Source organism: Wolbachia endosymbiont (group A) of Anthophora plumipes, from assembly GCF_964028115.1.
GTDB lineage: Bacteria > Pseudomonadota > Alphaproteobacteria > Rickettsiales > Anaplasmataceae > Wolbachia.
On record NZ_OZ034756.1, the window covers coordinates 870,843 to 890,190 of the forward strand.

Genomic DNA, 19,348 nt, shown 5'->3' on the forward strand with positions numbered 1-19,348 from the left:
TAAAAATTATGGTGATTTTTTGATGAGTTGTAAAGGGTATAAAAACACTAAAATTGATCATTTTTATTTCAAAAAAATGAAAAATTTGTAAATGTCGCTTGTATCGAGGATTAGAAGCATGCTATTAAAAATAGTAATACATTATGTATAAATAAGATGTTAAATTTACTGGCAAATAAGTAAAGTATTCATATAAATATAGCTAACCTAATATAGATTTACTGAAGCAAATTTATGATTATATTAAGTAATTTGAGTTGTCATGCTGTATTCGGTATTGAACTAGAGTTTTACATTGAAGGAATAGAAAAAGAATATTTATTTCTGAATAGCATCAAAAATAAAATAGCATTTCTTGAATTTTCTTGCGAGAAGGAGAATTCTACACATCAATATGAGATAAAAAGTGGTTGTTATACGAACTCCGACAATTTAATTAAGCATTTTGAGTTAGCAAAACAATTACTTACTGAAGTAGTACAAAAACTTGGTGGGAACGTTTCTTTTAAAGCAAAGCCTTATTTGGATAGAGCAGGCAGTGCATTAAATGTGCATGTTAATCTCGTGAATTCAAATAACGATAACTTATTTTATATCAATGAGCAAAAGTATAGTGATTATTTGATTCATAGTATTGGCGGATTATGTGCAATGATGAAAAAACATATGTTGTTTTTTGCTCCAAATGATGATTCATATTTAAGATTTCAGTACCCGGATATTTACACTCCAACTACGATTAGTTGGGGAGTAAATAACAGAACTGCTGCGATAAGAATTCCCTATTTTGGCAACGATTCCAAAAGATGCCGCCTAGAGCACCGTGTTCCTGGAGCAGACTGTAACCTTGAAAAAGTACTCACAGCAATAATTGAAGGTATAGTTTTTGGTATAGAGAACAAAATTGCTCCGCCAAATAGGGTCTACGGCATTGCATCTGATTCTCAATATAAGATGGAGAGCTTAATACAACAACTACATGTTAAACCCTAACCCGTTAAACCCCTTTGCTGGCCGTTCTAGCACTTCCCTCACATCATTATTTACCCCATGCTGTAATAGCCACTCTGCAGGAGATAGTTTTCTCTCAGGTTTAGATTCTATACTAATATTTGCACTTGGTCTTTCAGGAAGTGGATTACCAAGCGCATCCATGTGTTTAGGTAAAGGTTCCATAACAATATTTGTATCACTAGAAACGGAATGACTATCTTTAGTATCAGCGCTTTTAGAAAGTGAATTACCTTTGAAATCCATATGTTCAGGTAGTCCATTTTTCATTTCTTCTTGTGCTCTTTTATTTTTTAATTCTTCTGCTAGCTCAGTTTCAGTTCTTTTTGGTTCTTTTACGGATATTTCCGTATCTTTTTCTTCACCTTCATCTTCTGAAACACGAGTAATTTCAGCTTTAGTTCTTATTTTATGAATCAGCAAAAGTAATAAGTAAGTAACTGCAGCAGCAGAAACGATAATGGCTATCTTTGCGGCAATGTGGATTGCTGTTAAAAATATTAAAGCTGATAAAGCTCCAGCTAATCCAGACACAATAACTTTTCTCTTGCCTTTTGTTACATTTAAAATTGCCACCATAATAACCTCTCAAATACTGTTCTAGAATTATTATACAGAAATTTTCTTATACTTGCAATTTTGCGAAAATTTTAATTATTTGCGTAAAGTTTTAAAGCTATACAAGGATTAATTAATATGCAACGTATCTCGACTATAATATTGTACAAACACACATATTTAGTTAACATTCAACATGCAGAGCTTACTCATAGAGCGAAACAGGGCGGTGGTATTATTACTTATAGTAATTTTTATCTTCGGTCATACGTTTATGTAAAAATGCCAAGGGAAAGTAACCCTGATATACAGATTCCTATAATCAGCGTGTTTGTTGGACTTCCTGGGATTTCTGCTCAAGATAGTGAAAAGCTATTAGTGCTGCCTATAGAAAATGAACTAAGATCCATCGAAGGTGTAAGAGAATTGAGAGCTTTTGCAACTAATGATGGTGCTCACATGATACTCGAATTTGGAACAGAGTATGATAATAAAGAAGTGCTCGATAATGTCCGTTCAAAGCTTTCAAACATAAAATCGAAGTTACCTGTTGAAGCGGAATCTCCGATAATCAATGAAATAAACTTGAGCTTATTTCCGATACTCAATGTCGGCTTAATTGGTAATTTGCCAGAAAGAGCCTTAACTGAAATAGCACGCAAGCTAAAGAAAGAAATAGAATCTCTGCCAAATGTTCTCAAAGTTGAAGTGGCAGGTATGCGTAAAGAAACAGTGGAAGTTATAATTGAGCCCACAGTTCTAACAAAATATAACATTCAATCAAACGAAATATTCCAAGCTATATCAAGCAATAATAGACTAGTGGGAGCTGGGTCACTGGAAAATGATACCGGTAAATATTCGATTAAAATATCAGGGTTATTAAAAGATATAGAAGATATTATGAATATTCCTATTAGATCTCAAGGCGATGCAGTTTTGAGAATCAAAGATATAGCAAAAGTATACCCTAGGTTTGAGGATCACCAAGGGTTTGCTCGCATTAATGGATTACCTAGTGTCGTGCTAGAAATTTCAAAACGTAACGGAAAAAACATAATAGACACAGTAAATCAAGTAAAATACTTAATGGATAAGGCAAAAGATCAATTACCTGAAAATTTAAAAGTGGTGTACTTAAATGACCAGTCAAAAAACGTCCGCGATGTGCTTGATGACTTGGAAAACGGCATAATATTCGCTGTGTTGTTAATATTGATCATAATGATGCTTTCTATGGGAACAAGGATTGCTATTCTTGTGGCACTCTCGATACCCGGTTCCTTTCTCATTGGGATAATAGCTCTTTACTTTATGGGCATAACCTTAAATATCGTTGTGCTCTTCAGTTTAATCATGGCTGTTGGCATGCTGGTTGATGATGCAATTGTGATCAGCGAATATGCCGATAGAAAGATGATCTGCGGAATGGACAAAGTAGAAGCCTTTCACACTTCAGTTCGTGATATGTTTTATCCGGTTCTATCATCGACGTTAACTAAATTAGCAGTGTTTTTTCCTCTATTATTCTGGCCTGATACTGTTGGTAAATTCATGCAGTACATACCAATTACAATAATTCTAACTTTGACTGGATTGCTCATTATGGCTTTGGTTTTTATACCAACACTTGGTGCAATATTTGGTAAGCCTTCAATAACTTCAAAAAAAGAAATAAAAAAAATGAGTGCTATAGAAAGTGGTGAGATAAAAAATGCTGGGCCTATAATAAGAGCTTACATACGCATGCTAGAGAAGGTTTTAGATCATCCTAAAAAATTCATATGTGCTACTGTATTCGTCCTGTTTTCATTTAGTGTGCTGTACTTTACCTTTGGTCCTGGAGTGAAGTTTTTTCCGAAAGTGGATTCAGATAATATTTTAATCAGTGTTAAAGCAAAAGAAAGCTTATCAGCCAAAGAACGAGATTTGATACTAAAAGAAGTGGAAGAACGCATTTTGAGCGTTGAAAAAGAAATTCATGTTTCTTATGCTAGATCAGGAGCATTTTCAGACAACGTTATCGCCAGAATTCAACTAGAACTTATGGATTGGCGCTTCAGGCGCAAAGCTAAGCACATATTAAACGATATAAGGAGCAGTGTGCAAGACATGAAAGGAATAATAATTAATGTTCAAGAGGAAAAGTCAGGACCGTCGGCTGACAAGCCAATACAAATTAACCTCAGCGGAAGTGCATCCAATCTGAATTTAGCAGCAGAGAAAATTCTAAAAATTATGGACCAACCTTCATCCGGGTTTATAAATATTCAAGATAGCAGATCAGCACCTGAAATAGAGTGGAATATGAGTGTTAATAAGAGTAAGGCTACAAGTTCTGGAGTAAGTGTTGCAACCATTGGCGATTTTATAAAGATGGTTACAAATGGAGTGTTGATTGGAAAATATAGACCAAATAACACGGATGAAGAAATCGATATTGTACTCCGTTTCCCCAGAAGGGACCGCAACATGAAGACTATAGATAATCTTTTTATCAATACAGTTAATGGCCCGTATCCTATGAGCAACATAGTAAAATATGCTCCCGAAAAAAAGGTAAACAAACTAAATAGGATTGATGGATTACGTACAGTGACAATTTCCGCTGATGTGGATACTGGCTATCTTGTTAATGAAAGAGTAAAGTTTATTCAGAATTCTATTGCCCAGGATTGGGACAAGGGAGTAAAAATTGATTTTAAAGGCGACAAAGAAGATCAACAAAAATCAGGAACATTTTTGTTAAAGGCTTTTATATTAGCAATTACACTAATGATATTGGTATTAGTGACACAGTTTAATAATGTATACCATACATTTATCGTAATGACAGCAGTGTTTTTATCCACAACATGTGTGTTTTTTGTTTTCTTTCTTATCCAACAAGTTTTCGTAGTTGTTATGTGTGGAGTGGGGATAATTGCTTTGGCAGGAATTATAGTGAATAATAACATACTATTGCTTGATGCCTTTCATCACCAAATTAAGGTACACAAAAATGACATCAAGCGATGTGTAATAAACGCTGCAATTTCTCGCATTAGGCCAATATTGCTTACCGTTGCAACCACAGTTCTTGGTTTAATACCGATGATTACCAGGTTAAATATCAATTTTTTTACGCTACAAATCACATATGATGCTCCATCAAGCCAGTGGTGGGTTGACATTTCAACAACCATAGCAAGTGGAATATTGGCTGCAACGGTCTTAACTTTATTCTTTACTCCGGCGTTGCTTGTCATACAAAGACATGAAAAAACTTGACTTAAATTAGCAATCATTTAACATTTAAGATAGCGTTCTTTGCCCGTTGAAGCTATAATTATAACTAATTACATTGGATTTATTTATTATGATTGCTAATCGTAAAAGCAGTGTTAAGCAGAAAAGTAACAAGAATAACATAGTTGGAAGCCTTGATGTAATAAAAACAGCAGGAGAACTTTCACTTCAAAAAGGTTTAGATTTTAATGTTGTAATAAAGGCACTAGAAAGTGCTATAGAAGCAGTGGCTTATCAAAAATATGGTAGCAAAAGTAAAATTGTAGTTAATATAGATAGAAATACAGGCAAAGTTACTTCATACAGAAAACTAAAAGTTATTGATGACGAATCAAATGAAGAAGAGAACACTGAGTATGAATCAATTACGCTGACACAAGCTAAATTAATAAAAGGAGATGCAAAAGTTGGAGATACTGTTAGTGAATTGCTCTCTCTTAACACTGATCTTGCTTCAGCAAGGATTGCCCAGCAAAAGATTGCTCAAATAATTAAAGATGAAGAGTCAAAAAAGCAATATGAGGAATTTAAAGATAAGGTGGGAGAAATAAGGTATGGTATTGTTAAACAAGTAGAATATTCAGATCTTATTATAGACATAAATGGCACTAGGGCATATCTTCCATTGCGAAATTTGACCGGTGGTGAATCATTTCGTGAAGGCGATAAGGTTAAAACTTACATACAGACCGTTAAGCGCTCTGATGATGGACGTCAAATTATTCTTTCTAGGACTCATGAAGGCTTTTTAGAGGCATTATTAAATCAAGAAATACCAGAAATTGCTGACGGGTTAGTAACAATTAAAGGTATAGCTAGAGACGCCGGCTCAAGGTCTAAGGTTGCTGTTTTCTCTCCTGACAAGAACATTGATCCAGTAGGTGCTTGTGTTGGAGTTAAGGGAGATAGAATAAAAACTATTATACACGAATTAAATGGTGAAAAAATTGACGTTATAAATTACTCCTCAGATTTGGGTCAATTTGTTATTAAAGCCATTACTCCTGCAGAAGTATCGAAGGTTATTATTGATGAAAATGAAAATTGCATAGAGTTAATAGTTGCTGAAGATCAATTGAGTTTAGCTATAGGAAAAAAGGGCCAGAATGTAAGATTAGCTTCAGAGCTTGTTGGATGGAAAATTGAGATATTAAGCACTCAGCAAGAATCAGAAAGGCGAAGTAAAGAACTTAGTCAATGTTCAGCTTTATTTGCTGAAGCTTTAAACTTAGAAGAGATTATGGGTCAGCTATTGGTAACAGAAGGTTTTTCAAGCGTAGAAGATATATCAAACGCTTCAATTAAAGAGCTTTCTTCAATAGAGGGCTTTAATGAGGATATTGCAAACGAACTTCATAACAGAGCAAACAAGCACCTGAAAGCAGAAAATGATAGAAAAATAGAAGAGCTAAAAAGTCTAGGTATGGAAGATGATGTAATCAATTTAACTTTATCAATAGACAATAAAATTGCTCTTAGTAAACATGATATTAAGACTTTAGAGGACATAGCAGATTTATCAAGTTATGAGTTTTGCAGCATACTCTCTTCCTCAGCTGATAGTAAAGAAAATCTAAAAGATACAGTAGACTCAATAATCATAGAAGCACGTAAAAAGCTTGGGTTAATATAATAAAATAATATGAATAATGAAGATATCAGTAATAAAAAATTAACGCTCCAAGGCTTAAGCAAGCTTAAATTAGACCTCAATTTAAACTCTTCAGCTAGCCCAAGTACTGGAGCTACAATAGTAAAAAAAAGAAGAAAAAAATCTCATGATGCAGAAGAACATAATTTATTTGACGAGAGTAAATTAGGTTCTTTAACAGAGAAAGAACAAATTTTCCGCATTAATGCTGTGCAGAATGCTGCTTTGCTGAAAGAAAGAAATCAGAGAGAAGAAAAAGAGAAAACAGCAAAAGAAGACAGCAATAAAGAGATTGACGAGAAAAATGAAGCGGACGCTTTATCTAAGGAAATAAATAAGAAAGTTTTAAGTGATGTTCACTTAGTTGAACTAAGAGAAGATGGTGTTGACAATGAGGATGACAATAAAAAGTCTTCTAAAGTCAACAAAGATATATATTCTAAGCATTCTAAACTGGTAATTGCACAGGCAATAGATGAAAAAACTGAACAACCCCCTGTATTTAAGCAAAGATTTGGTATAAGAAGTAGAAAGTCAAAGTTTACTAAGGGTAAAAATATATCAAGAGAAGTTATTATACCAGACAAAATAACTATCAGGGAGTTATCTGTTCGTATGGCAGAAGATAGCAAGAGTGTGCTAAAAATGTTCAAAGAAGAAGTCGGTGAGAGTTATAGAGTAGATGATCTGGTGGATCCAGATATAGCATCTGAAATAGTGGAAAAATTTAATCATACGGCTAAACGAGTGAGCGATACCAACAGAGAAAAGGATTTATTTTTTATAGAAGGCAGAGAAAGCCTGCCTAAAAAACCTAAACCACCAATCGTCACTTTTATGGGACACGTCGATCATGGTAAAACCTCATTGCTCGATGCATTTCGTGAATCTAATGTTGCAGAAAGAGAGTCAGGTGGCATAACTCAACACATAGGTGCTTATCAAATAACGACAAAAGATAAGCAAAAAATTACTTTTATTGATACACCAGGACATGAAGCGTTCACTGCGATGCGTGCACGTGGTGCCAATATTACTAATATAGTCGTAATAGTAGTTGCAGCTGACGATGGAATCATGAAACAAACAGTTGAAGCAATAAATCATGCAAAAGCAGCAAATGTTTCTATTATAGTTGCTATTAATAAAATTGATAAATCTGAACCTGGTGATGTAGAAAAAATAATTAATAGTTTGCCTCAATATGATCTCATCTCTGAAGAGCTTGGTGGTGATATTATGATTGTGCCAGTATCAGCAAAAAAGAAAACTAATTTAGATAAACTAGAAGAGGCGATTTTGTTAATCGCTGAATTAATGAAGCTAGAAGCAATAGAAGATTGTCGAGCACTTGGATGGGTAATAGAATCCAAAATAGATAAAGCGAAAGGAATATCAGCTACATTGATAGTTGAGGAAGGAACGTTAAAGGTTGGTGATATATTGGTAGTTGGTACAACATACAGCAAAGTACGTAGTATGGTTAATCACCTTGGTCAAAGAGAAAAAGCAGCACTACCCTCCGCTCCAATTGAAATTACTGGTCTAAATGGTGTGCCAAATGCTGGAGATAAATTTGTTGTTGTAAATTCTGAAAAGCAGGCGCGTGAAATTGTTGAATACAGGCTAGAGTTGATCAAGAAAAAGAAAGAAGATTTAGACGACAATAATTTAGATATATTCAGTCGTAATAACAATGAAACAGAAGAACTATCTGTAGTTTTAAAGTGCGATGTAACTGGTTCTATTGAAGCAATATCAAGTTCAATTGATAAACTCGGTAAAGACCAAGTGAAATTAAATATCCTACACAAAGCAGTAGGAGGGATAACAGATTCAGATGTGCTGCTTGCAGAAGCATCAAGTGCAGTAATTTTAGCTTTTAATGTAAAAGTGGACTCAAAAATAAGGGACTTGGCAAAACAAAAAGGTGTAGAAATACATATTTATAACATAATATACGAGCTCATTGACGACATGAGAATGTATTTAACTAAAATGTTAAAGCCTGTTACACGAGAGGTTCGTGTTGGTTCTGCATCTGTGAGGCAAATATTTAACGTATCTAAAGCTGGTAATATCATTGGATGTTACGTAAGTGATGGAGTCATAAGAAAAGATTCTTTAATTAAGGTAGTGCGTGGTGGCAAATTGGTGCATGAAGGAAAGTTAAAAGCACTACGTAGATTTAAAGATGATGTTAAAGAAGTAGGTGTAAACTTTGAATGCGGAGTATCACTAGAGGGTAATATCGATATTAAAGTTGGAGATATTTTGGAAGCTTATCAATTAGTGCAAGAAGAAAGGGTGTTATAGTAGATGGATATGAAAAAGGAAATTAGAAACCTAAAAATAGCATCGGTATTGCATAGAGCAATATCAAGAGTCCTAATGGAAGGTAAGGTGTTCAATAAAAATGTAGCGGTATCTGACGTAAAATTAAGTAAAGATTTGAAAAAAGCAGATGTATATATTGTGTTATCTTTATTGAATATCCAAGTAGCTGACTACTCAGATTCAGAAAAAAGTACATGGATTTCAGCATCACGCACTGGAGATCCTTCTGAGGATAATTGTGATATTAACACTGTTGTTAATGAAATGAACCAATCTGCATGGTCAATACGTAAATCTATATTGTGTTATGTTGATTTGCGATTTATACCTGAGTTAGTTTTCAAGCCTGATTTAGCGTTCGATAATTTTGTTAATGTAAGCAAAATATTACATAATCACACTTAATTAATGTATTTCAACCGTTACTTTTCATTAATGAGACTGCACAGTTTAACAGGTTTGTGGCTTGTGCTATTTCCCAGTTTGAGCGGTATTCTTTTAGCCTCAACTTCTCTATCGTATCAGGCTCTTTTTCTCCTTGTTTTATTTACTATAGGTGCATTTTTAATGAGACCTGCAGGGTGCATAATCAATGACATTTTCGATAGGGAAATAGATGCGCACGTTGAACGAACAAAATATAGGCCACTTGCAAGTGGTGCATTAAACATAAAGCAGGCTTTGGTTTTACTCTCACTGCTACTATCTATCGCCTTGGTAATTTTATTGTTAACTAATAAAACCACACTCATACTTGGAATAATCTCAATGTGTATGATAGCTACTTACCCTTTATTAAAGCGGTATGTTTGGTGGCCACAATTGTTCTTAGGGTTTACCTTCAATATGGGATCGCTCATGGGCTCAGCAGCAATAATAAACCAGATCAGTATAGAATCCTTGCTGTTTTATATAGGATGCGTCTTTTGGACACTTAGCTATGACACCATATACGCTCATCAAGATAAAAAAGATGATGAAAAACTCGGAATGAAATCTACCGCATTATATTTTGGTGATACAACAAAATCTTGGTTGAAAAGATTTTATTTAATATCTCTTATGACGTGGCTATATGCTGGTATCTTATCATCATTAAATAACATCTTTTATATTGCTCTACTTGCTGTAGGGTTCATATTTCACCGCCAATACAAAAATTTCAATCCTGACGATCCCAGTCAATGCATGTCCATATTTAAAAATAATTCCTACGTAGGGTTGCTTCTCTTTTTTGGCATCCTTTTAGATAGAATTATCACCTAGGTCTCAAGAGTTTTGGCTCTAATGAAGTCAATAAACTCAGGTAGCTCGCAGAAACGAAAAAACTTACTTGACAAACTCCGCCAGCCCCCTTATTATGATAACAAGGGTATTCATGACTCAAAACTTGTTTTTGACCTGCAGGCTCAATAACAAAATTCAGTAAAAAACTTAGGGTATTTTTTGGCGGATTACATAAAATTATAGCGGCTGCATGTCTTTTAAATTTTTTCTACATTCAGCCAAATCGCGCTTATTTTAAGCGTTAGCACATTATTACAGCGCCACTTACAGTAATATAGAGTCAAAACTCGCACCATGGGGCTTCTTTTGCCTTTTTTTCGTTTGGTAAATTTCTTAATGTTTGTAGCTAAAGTAATTTAAGAGACCGAAAATGGTGTCATTCCAGCGCGTGACGCTGGAATCTAGTCTTTATTATGCAGCCACTTATTTAAAGTTAAGTTTTCTGGATCCAAGTAGTCAAGCTACTCGGATGACACCTTGACGATTTGAAGAATCGTCATCCCGCTACGTGTTAGCGGGATCTATGCTAAGAGATACCGCGAATGAATCGCGGTATGACGGTCTGCGGCGATATGACGGTTCGCGGTGGCATCTCGTCATCCCGCTACTTGTTAGCGCTTACTATTACCCACAAATATAAATGTTTGTTGCATAGCTCTTAATGGCATAACTTTTGCTTGAAATAACTGTTTATATGGTGCAATTTACAGCTTTTAGTTGCTAAGATTATAACTCTTAGTTTAATAATTTTAATCCAATAAGCTTTCAGGTTAATAAAATTAAATTATTTGAGTAAATACAATACTATGTTTTTATTTGTGGGTAATAGTAAGTTGTTAGCGGGATCTAGAGATACCGCGGCGGTATGACGTAGGGAAACCTTTCTTGGTTAGCTACAGCAGCTTGCAAACCATTCAGAAAAGGGAAGACAAAACTATAAAAAACCATAGGCGCCAGATGGTTTTTAGCTAAAGTCAAGTGTCTGGAATTTTAGACATAGAATCCCCCATATGAACAAGATTCAGAAAAAATGCAACGTACATTGGGCAGAGATTAAGTAATGTATACACGCTGAAGAAGATACGCCACATTTTTAACTGAAATTTAGATGAAAAGTCTGCAGACGGAGATAGATTTTGAGTTCTCTAAATATCTCTAATTGTCATTATAATAAGGCTTTGAATATGCAGAAGTAATTTTTTTAGTTAAAATAAAAAAGTTTTCTGCTATAGCACTACTAAGCAGCAGAAGACCTTGCATGACCTCCAAAAAATGCTTTTACTCTTTCAAGATAAGTAGGTGGTACTGGAGGAATTTCTATACCATCTATAACAGCGCTTATTGCTTCTTTTACATCGTCGCTTGTAATTAACTCTTTTAATTTATGTTTTATAGGGCCTCTTCCAACATCTTGCCCATACCTATTGTAATAATCCACATATAATTCATTAAAGACAGATTGTTTTGCTTCTTCTATTAGTTTACTGATGTTGCTTTTTATTTGAGGATCCATATCACCATCAGAATAAAAATTATCAAAATTGTCCTTTAAAACTGTAATTTTTTTATTGTTACAGCTTCTCAGGAATTTTTCCGTAATACTTGGCATTCTCTCGTACACTTGAGCGTTTACCTCAACTGTAAAGTTATTTTTTGCTTCAAGACAGCTAAGCGAGTAAATAATACGATTGAACATTCCTAGATTGCACTTACCATTTCCCTCTTTGAAACGTATCAGTAACATGCACTTTAGAAAATCTATATCTGACTTTTGATCCTTAGCTGTAGTCAAAACTAAATTTGCAGCTTGCGTGAGAGTAAGGCTAGTTCTTGATTCTTGCCAAGCCGCTCTGTTAGAGTTATTAAAGTTAAGATAAAGTTTTAATTGCTCTTTTTGATCCCTTGTCAACTCATCTGAACCATTTATGTAATCCTCAAATTCTTTATCCAGTACATTTGGTTGAGCTCCAAATTTCTGTTTTAACTCTTGAGCGCATTGGAGAATACTATGTTCAAAACTACTCGTGTGAACACTCTGATTACTAGTGCCCACGTCACTTACATTAAACAAAAAGCTTAGCTGCTTTACATTCAAACCCAAAGGTGAGAAAAGCCTCACTAATGGATACTTTATCAATTCAAGAAGTGCTACTGGAATTAGCAGTGCATAATTTAACAATAATAAACCAAAATTAAATATAAGAAACCCACGTAGAGCTGATACCTTTGATGCAACGTACAAAAACGGAAGCTGTAGGTAATATATCAAGTGTATATTGAAGAATAAGATTTTGTCCTTTAATTTTATTGTTGGATCTTTATAAACCTCAAATAACTTGCTATTACTATCAATGTTGTCGTTTTTAAAGGAATTATAGTTGTTTATGATTTTTTCTTGCAAAGGAAGGAGCATTTTATTCAGACAAATAAATGCAGCGATAACAATAAAACCTGTAGCCAAAAATGCTAGTGCAGGGCTAGAGGTGCTTGTAGATAAATAGGTATAAAAATTACTAATTAAGTCCTTACAAGGGCGAACTAGAATCGGGTCAAGGATATAGTTGACGAGAAGACTTAAATAGTAATAAGTAAAAAATAAGAATAAAATAGAACCACATAAGAGTAAAATAAAACCACAAACAACCAAAAATGCTTTTAACCCTGGATTCATAACCCCCTCTTAATAATCTGTTAACATAATCTATTTTAGAAATAAATTGAGAAAAATGCAAGTTTTTATAAAGATCGATTGAAATTTCTGAGCTTCAGTTATATCGTTAGTCTATTTAGATAAAAATTATTGTGTCAAATAAAATAGGTTTTTGGGCTATTTTTGCCTTAGTGATTAGCAGCCAAATTGGCTCTGGAATTTTTATGCTTCCAATTAGCCTTGCTCCATATGGCATGTACAGCCTTATAAGCTGGGTGATATCAGGGCTTGGTGCTATATCTCTTGCTTTGGTTTTTGCCTTACTCTGCGCAAAATTTCCAGAAACGGGTGGTCCTCACGTTTATGTAAAGCATGCTTTTGGCCCTGCTGCAGCTTTCTTTGTTGGTTGGACGTATTGGGTGATCTCATGGGTTAGCACGACAGCAGTAATCGTTGCAAGTATTGGCTATCTTACTTCGCTTTTTCATGGAGATATTCAAAATATACGCTTATTTTTAGAAATACTATTATTTACGATCATTACACTAATAAATTTAAGAGGTGTCACTGCTGCTGGATGTGTTGAGCTTTTATTGATGACTGTCAAAATTACCGCACTGCTTGCTATACCAGTAACAGCGTTGTTTTTCTTTGATAGGAATAATTTTATCATAAGTGAGGAAATATCAACCCTCACGATGTCTCAAGTCCTTGCTCGCTCTACACTACTCACTCTATGGTGTTTTATTGGACTTGAATCAGCAACAGCACCTGCAGGATCAGTCAACGATCCAGCCAAGACTATACCAAGAGCCATAGTGCTTGGCACAATCTCTGTTGCAGTTATATATTTCATTAATAGCCTTGCAATCATGGGATTGATAAACGGCAATGATCTAGTTAATTCAAAAGCGCCGTATGTTGACGCAATAAAAATTATGTTTCCTGGTAATTGGCATTTGATCATTTCTATTGTTGCTTTTATTGTTTGTGTTGGCAGTTTAAATGCTTGGGTACTAGCTAGTGGACAAGTGGCCCTTGGCCTTGCAGAAGATAAACTGATGCCACAGTTCTTTGCTAAAAGAAACAAGCACGGTTCTCCTTTCTGGGGCATAACAATCAGCTCCGTTGGCACTTCAGTTCTACTAATTCTCACTTCAAGCAACAATTTTGCTAAACAGATCACATCAATTATCGACTTTTCTGTAGTTTCATTTTTATTTGTTTACCTTGCATGCAGTCTTGCTTTTCTCAAGGTTATTATAAAGGAGAAAAACTATTACAAATTTTTAATTGGCAGTATAGCAACAACCTTTTGCTGCTGGGTAATATTTGAAACTTCTGTGAATACCTTGCTGATCGCAAGCTTATTCACCGCAAGTGGCATACCCATTTATTTATTTTGGTACTGCAGAGCTCCTGCACAATAAAATAGAGTTTAACGACTTTTCTTATTGTCCACTTGTTCAACATTACCCTTCTTAAGTTTACTATCTACTTTTGCTTGTTCATCATCTACACTAGTCTCATCTTTTATCTTACTGGAGTGACCTGCTTGCGATTTTTCATATGCTTCCATGTTGTCATATATAGGGTTACTGATGATTTCTATTTTTTCAGGTGTGAAAATCCTTGCTAAAAATCTCCCTATTATTGGTATTGATCTTAAGAAATCTCTTAGCTTTGAAGATTCTTGTCTTTTATTTAGGAACTGTTGGTCTATTTTAAGGTTTCTTACACCATATTTTTTATCATCAAAATTTATTGCAGGCTTTCTTTTTTTCGAAAGAACATTTTGAGCCTTTAATCCATTGGTTCTTTCAGGCTCTTGAGGTGTAGACATTGCAGGTTTAACCTTAGTTTCATTGTATTCTTTATTCATCTTTCACTTTATTATGTAATATTACTAATATTGCATAATAATAGCTAAATTACAATTAATTGCAAGGTAAAAATATTAAAACAATTGTAAATTTTGTCAGTAAAAATATAATAGAACTTTAAAGTTAGAGGTTCATCTATATGGGATACAAAATTGCTGTTATTGGAGCAACCGGAAGAGTAGGGCGCGAGGTATTAAGCACGCTTGCTGAGTTTCAAGATGAGGCAATAGATTCTGTTATTGCACTTGCGTCGAAAAAATCAGAAGGGAAGAAGGTGAGTTTCGGTAATGAAGAATTAACTGTCTTGTGCCTTGAGGATTATGACTTCGTTGGAACTAATGTAGCCATTTTCTGTGCTGGATATCATGTTTCTGAAAAGTATGTACCAATTGCAACACAGGCTGGATGCATCGTGATAGATAACAGTTCCCATTTTAGAATGAAAGAAGGTGTGCCACTCATTATTCCGGAGATTAATAAAGAAAAAATTATGGAATATAAAAACCACAACATAATATCCAACCCAAACTGTACTACAATACAGATGCTGCTAGTACTACATCTATTACACCAGAAAGCAAAAATAAAGAGAATCGTTGCTTCAACTTATCAATCAACTTCTGGCGCAGGCAAAGCAGCAATGGATGAGCTCTATGACCAGACAAAAAAAATCTTCATGAATGAGACTAAAAAGCCCGAGATATTCCCCAAGCAAATAGCGTTTAATTGCATTCCCCATGTAGGGAAATTCATGGAGAATGGTTCTACAGAAGAGGAATGGAAAATGCAAGAGGAGACAAAAAAAATTTTAGAGGAAGATATAAAAGTTACTGCAACTTGTGTAAGAGTACCCGTCTTTATCGGTCACGCTATGGCAGTAAATGTAGAATTTGATCAACATATCACTGAAGAACAAGCTCGTGAAGTGCTAAGTGAAGCCGAAGATAGTGGAGTTTTAGTGTACAACAGGCGTGAAGACGGTGAATACATCACTCAAATTGATGTTGTACAGGAGAATGCTGTATATGTATCGCGTATTAGAAGAGACAATACTGTTGAACACGGATTAAATATGTGGATAGTGGCTGATAATCTGCGCAAAGGCGCAGCATTAAATATAGTGCAGATTCTTGAGATTTTGATAAGAGAGTATTAAGTGCATATAGAGTGCACGTACGTTGTAATTCGAAGGAAATTTGTATACCACATGGCAGCGTGTGACGCAAAAACCATGAGAGCTACAAAAACTTCCTTGACAAACTCCGCCAGTCCTCTTATCATGGTACTGAAGGTATTCAGTTATCTTCATCTGTGCAGATTAAACAGCAAGAAAACAACGTAGTTGGCGTCTTATTTTTAATTTTTTGCACTATGTGCACCTTATGTCTTCACAATATTTCTAGGTTTTTACCTACACAAGCTGAAACGCGCTTATAAGTCGTTTAAGACAGTATAGTACGCCAATTTGCAGGATTAGAGAGTGACAACTAGCTAACACGGGATTTCTTTTGCCTTTTTTTCTGCTTAGTAAATTTCTTAAACATTTGAACTAAGGTGAGTTGCACTTAAAAGCAGCTAAATTGCAGTGTTTAAGACTTAAAAAACGCCAATACTGAAAATAGATAATGACCAGGGCTTCTTTTGCCTTTTTTTTATTTGGTAAATTTCTTAATGTTTGTAGCTAAAGTAACTTAGGTTCATCGACAATCGTCATCCCGCTACGTGTTAGCGGGATCTATGCTAAGAGATACCGCGAATGAATCGCGGTATGACGGTTCGTGACGGTATGACGGTTCGCGGTGGCATCTCGTCATCCCGCTACGTGTTAGCAGGATGACGGTTGTCAGTAAACCTGAATTACTTTAGCTATGCAATGAGATTTCCTAAAAAACACTTTATAGCTCTTGAGTATAAAAAAAAATTCCTTTAATAATAAGGCATGCTAATCAGGAATTTAATCAAACAAGCGACTAAAGTAGGAAGCAGTGAAAATGCAATACGATATATTGAGTATCTCTATCAATTTGAGAAGTTTAGAAACACATTAAACCTCACTTTATCACTAATAAAGCAAAATAAGCTTTCGTTTGAAATATACCAAGAGGGATTAGTGGATATGGAAGAAGGGGTGTGTAAGACAATCAGGTCTTCCGGTGTAAATAGGTATGTTATTGTGCTGAGAAGGTCAAATCCATACATTATAGTGCATGAACTTTCACATATGGTTGAAAATGAGCTTAACTTGAGCCTAGAGCAGGAATTTCTCCATAAGGTTTACCAGGATATTGAGCAGAATTTAAGGCAAGCAAATGTTCTTGTGCAGAAAATTATTAGCCAAGTTATATTTAAGGAGATACAAGCTTATCAAACTGCAAAGTCACGCGCATCTGAATTGTTTGCACGCTATTTTGAGCTATTTGCTTGGGCACAAGAGGTTTATCCTAAGGATAAAGAATACTTAATTCGCACTCAAGATTTAAACAAAGTGTTCCTTGCTACTGATCAATGGAAAAAGAGCTGCCTGGATCCACAAATGATGGATAGAATAGATAAGGAAATCAAGGAATACAGCAATAAAACCGCCACTAAAGACGTAACCAAAGTGCAAAGCAGTTGGACTAATAAATTTTCTCCTGGGGGCAAAAAAATTAGCTCTATATTTGGAGATGATGATTAGCTTATAGTGCAGGTTTTCCTACGTCATACCGCAATTCATTCCACGACTGTACGAACGTCTAGTTTAGTGATAAAATGTATATAATTATTGATGTCATTCAAGCATTTACATTTGTTACATCAGCACTCACATTTGTCATCTCAGTCTCCTCTTCCTGTCATCCCAGTGCGTGACACTGGGATCTAAATTTTATGAAAAACTATTATATTTATATACTTGCAAGTAGACACAATAAGGCTCTATGTATAGGTGTTACGTCGAATTTAATTAAACGAATTTGGGAGCATAAGAACAAGGTTATTCCCGGTTTTACGTCGAAATATAATGTACAAAAATTAGTTTATTTTGAAGAATTTCAAGACGTAGATTCGGCTCTTAATAGAGAAAAACTTCTAAAAAGTTGGAGAAGGGAATGGAAAATCAATTTAGTTGCAAGAAAAAACCCAAATTGGTATGATTTATATTACGAAATTACTAAGTGAGATCCCAGTGTCACGCACTGGGATGACGAGAGAGGAGACCTGGAATAACAAGAAAGTGCTCCATCTCAATAGCGCAATGTTCATACGATTGTAGATTCATTCGCGGTATCTCATCAGCTAACAAGCAGCGGAATGACGGTTGTCGGTAAATCTTTTAGCTATAGAAGTTAACTTTGCAGTTAACTTCTACAGCGTTTCAAGGTATAGTTTTTATAATAAAGTGCTCGAATATACATGAAAACCATTTTAGCTGTTGAAACAAGCTGCGATGAAACTGCAGTAGCGATTGTAAATAGTGACAAGCAAGTCCTTGCTCACGAAATTCTCTCCCAAGCAGAACACAAAAAACGCGGTGGGGTGATCCCTGAAATAGCGTCACGTGCTCATATGGAGCATTTAAGTGGTCTAATAAAAAGCGCCGTGGAAAAATCTAACCTTAACTTTTGCGATCTTGATGCAATTGCAGCAACATCAGGACCAGGACTCATAGGTGGATTAATAGTTGGTACAATGATGGCTAAAGCAATTGCGCATGTAGCACAAAAACCGTTCATTGCAGTGAATCACTTAGAAGCGCATGCATTAGTTATTAGGTTACTACATGAGGTGAAATTTCCATTTTTAGTCCTACTAATATCAGGTGGTCACTGTCAATTTTTAATTGCACAGGATGTAGGTAAATATATTAAACTCGGGGAGACACTTGATGACTCGTTAGGAGAAGCATTTGATAAAGTTGCTAAGATGCTGGGTTTAAGCTATCCCGGAGGGCCATTAATTGAAAAGTTAGCTAAAAAAGGCAATGGTGCAAGATTTAAACTGCCAAGGGCGATGATAAAACGTTCTGGATGTAACTTTTCGTTTTCTGGAATCAAGACAGCAGTAAAAAACTTAGTGCAGAAACTCGAAATGAGCGAGCAAGATGTGTGTGATGTGTGTGCTTCGTTTCAAGAGTGTATTAGTGACATACTGCTGGACAGGGTTAGTAATGCGATTATTATGGCTGAATCTTTAAATATCAAAATCAATGACTTTGTGATTACCGGCGGAGTTGCAGCAAATAATTTTTTGAGAGAAAAACTGAAAGAACACATAAACTTAAACATATTTTTCCCCCCTAATAATCTATGTACAGACAATGCAGTAATGGTTGGATGGGCAGGAATTGAAAGGTTACAGAAGAATTATATAGATCCACTTAATTTTGCACCAAGACCTAAGTGGGAGTTGGAGAGTTATTAAAAGCTCTCAATTCTGAATTATAGCTAAAGTGACTTAGGTTTACCGACGATTTGAAAAACGACAAATTCGTCATTCCGCTACGTGTTAGCGGAATCTACGCCGCGAATGAATCTATAGCTGTACGAACATTGTGATTTGAGAACAATTTCCACAAGGGATGACAGCTACCCTGACAACCGTCATCCCGCTACGTGTTAGCGGGATCTCTTGTTAGCGCCGCGGCGGTATGACGTAGCTCAGCTATAGGCAATGAAGGAAATATTAACTATACTTCTTTTTACC

Annotated in this window: 13 protein-coding genes and 1 pseudogene; 11 read left to right on the forward strand and 3 right to left on the reverse strand. The window is 35.2% G+C overall.

Annotated features, from left to right (window positions below):
- Window positions 1-234 precede the first annotated feature (234 nt).
- A complete protein-coding gene (locus ABWU75_RS04420) occupies window positions 235-993 on the forward strand; it encodes a glutamine synthetase (protein ID WP_353286690.1) in 759 nt (252 codons plus the stop codon).
- On the opposite strand, the gene ABWU75_RS04425 is transcribed toward ABWU75_RS04420, so the two are convergent.
- On the reverse strand, window positions 976-1,590 hold the full coding sequence (locus ABWU75_RS04425; protein ID WP_264731484.1) for a hypothetical protein: 615 nt from the start codon (window positions 1,588-1,590) through the stop codon (window positions 976-978). The two genes, ABWU75_RS04420 and ABWU75_RS04425, sit on opposite strands and share 18 nt — an antisense overlap.
- A gap of 175 nt (window positions 1,591-1,765) precedes the next feature.
- Here ABWU75_RS04425 and ABWU75_RS04430 point away from each other — a divergent pair.
- The 5 genes and pseudogenes from ABWU75_RS04430 to ubiA all read left to right on the forward strand — a co-directional run bounded on the left by ABWU75_RS04430 (window position 1,766) and on the right by ubiA (window position 10,111).
- Window positions 1,766-4,839, forward strand: a pseudogene (locus ABWU75_RS04430) (efflux RND transporter permease subunit).
- 88 nt (window positions 4,840-4,927) lie between these two features.
- A complete protein-coding gene (gene nusA / locus ABWU75_RS04435; protein ID WP_264731488.1) occupies window positions 4,928-6,490 on the forward strand; it encodes a transcription termination factor NusA in 1,563 nt (520 codons plus the stop codon).
- 9 nt (window positions 6,491-6,499) lie between these two features.
- Window positions 6,500-8,824, forward strand: a complete 2,325-nt coding sequence (gene infB, locus ABWU75_RS04440) for a translation initiation factor IF-2 (protein ID WP_353286691.1) — start codon at window positions 6,500-6,502, stop codon at window positions 8,822-8,824.
- A gap of 9 nt (window positions 8,825-8,833) precedes the next feature.
- Entirely contained in the window at window positions 8,834-9,250 is a 417-nt protein-coding gene (locus tag ABWU75_RS04445; protein ID WP_353286692.1) for a ribosome-binding factor A, read from the forward strand.
- 3 nt (window positions 9,251-9,253) lie between these two features.
- Window positions 9,254-10,111, forward strand: a complete 858-nt coding sequence (ubiA, locus tag ABWU75_RS04450; RefSeq protein ID WP_253307364.1) for a 4-hydroxybenzoate octaprenyltransferase — start codon at window positions 9,254-9,256, stop codon at window positions 10,109-10,111.
- Window positions 10,112-11,369: 1,258 nt separating this feature from the next.
- Here the strand turns inward: ubiA and ABWU75_RS04455 are convergent.
- Complete coding sequence (locus tag ABWU75_RS04455) at window positions 11,370-12,803, reverse strand: hypothetical protein (RefSeq protein ID WP_353286693.1); 1,434 nt, start codon at window positions 12,801-12,803, stop codon at window positions 11,370-11,372.
- Window positions 12,804-12,934: 131 nt separating this feature from the next.
- Between ABWU75_RS04455 and ABWU75_RS04460 the strand changes: the two genes are divergently transcribed.
- A complete protein-coding gene (locus ABWU75_RS04460; RefSeq protein ID WP_353286694.1) occupies window positions 12,935-14,212 on the forward strand; it encodes an APC family permease in 1,278 nt (425 codons plus the stop codon).
- Window positions 14,213-14,220: 8 nt separating this feature from the next.
- On the opposite strand, the gene ABWU75_RS04465 is transcribed toward ABWU75_RS04460, so the two are convergent.
- On the reverse strand, window positions 14,221-14,664 hold the full coding sequence (locus tag ABWU75_RS04465; protein WP_264731498.1) for a hypothetical protein: 444 nt from the start codon (window positions 14,662-14,664) through the stop codon (window positions 14,221-14,223).
- A gap of 140 nt (window positions 14,665-14,804) precedes the next feature.
- Between ABWU75_RS04465 and ABWU75_RS04470 the strand changes: the two genes are divergently transcribed.
- From ABWU75_RS04470 to tsaD, 4 genes are all read left to right on the forward strand, one after another.
- Entirely contained in the window at window positions 14,805-15,821 is a 1,017-nt protein-coding gene (locus ABWU75_RS04470; protein ID WP_264731500.1) for an aspartate-semialdehyde dehydrogenase, read from the forward strand.
- A gap of 783 nt (window positions 15,822-16,604) precedes the next feature.
- Window positions 16,605-17,342, forward strand: coding sequence for a hypothetical protein (locus tag ABWU75_RS04475; protein ID WP_264735927.1), 738 nt, complete (start codon window positions 16,605-16,607; stop codon window positions 17,340-17,342).
- A 191-nt stretch (window positions 17,343-17,533) separates the two neighbouring features.
- Window positions 17,534-17,824: a GIY-YIG nuclease family protein gene (locus tag ABWU75_RS04480; RefSeq protein WP_264731504.1), complete on the forward strand. Its 291-nt coding sequence runs from the start codon at window positions 17,534-17,536 to the stop codon at window positions 17,822-17,824.
- Between the two features lie 234 nt (window positions 17,825-18,058).
- Window positions 18,059-19,066, forward strand: coding sequence for a tRNA (adenosine(37)-N6)-threonylcarbamoyltransferase complex transferase subunit TsaD (tsaD, locus tag ABWU75_RS04485; RefSeq protein WP_264731506.1), 1,008 nt, complete (start codon window positions 18,059-18,061; stop codon window positions 19,064-19,066).
- The last annotated feature ends 282 nt before the right edge of the window (window positions 19,067-19,348 follow it).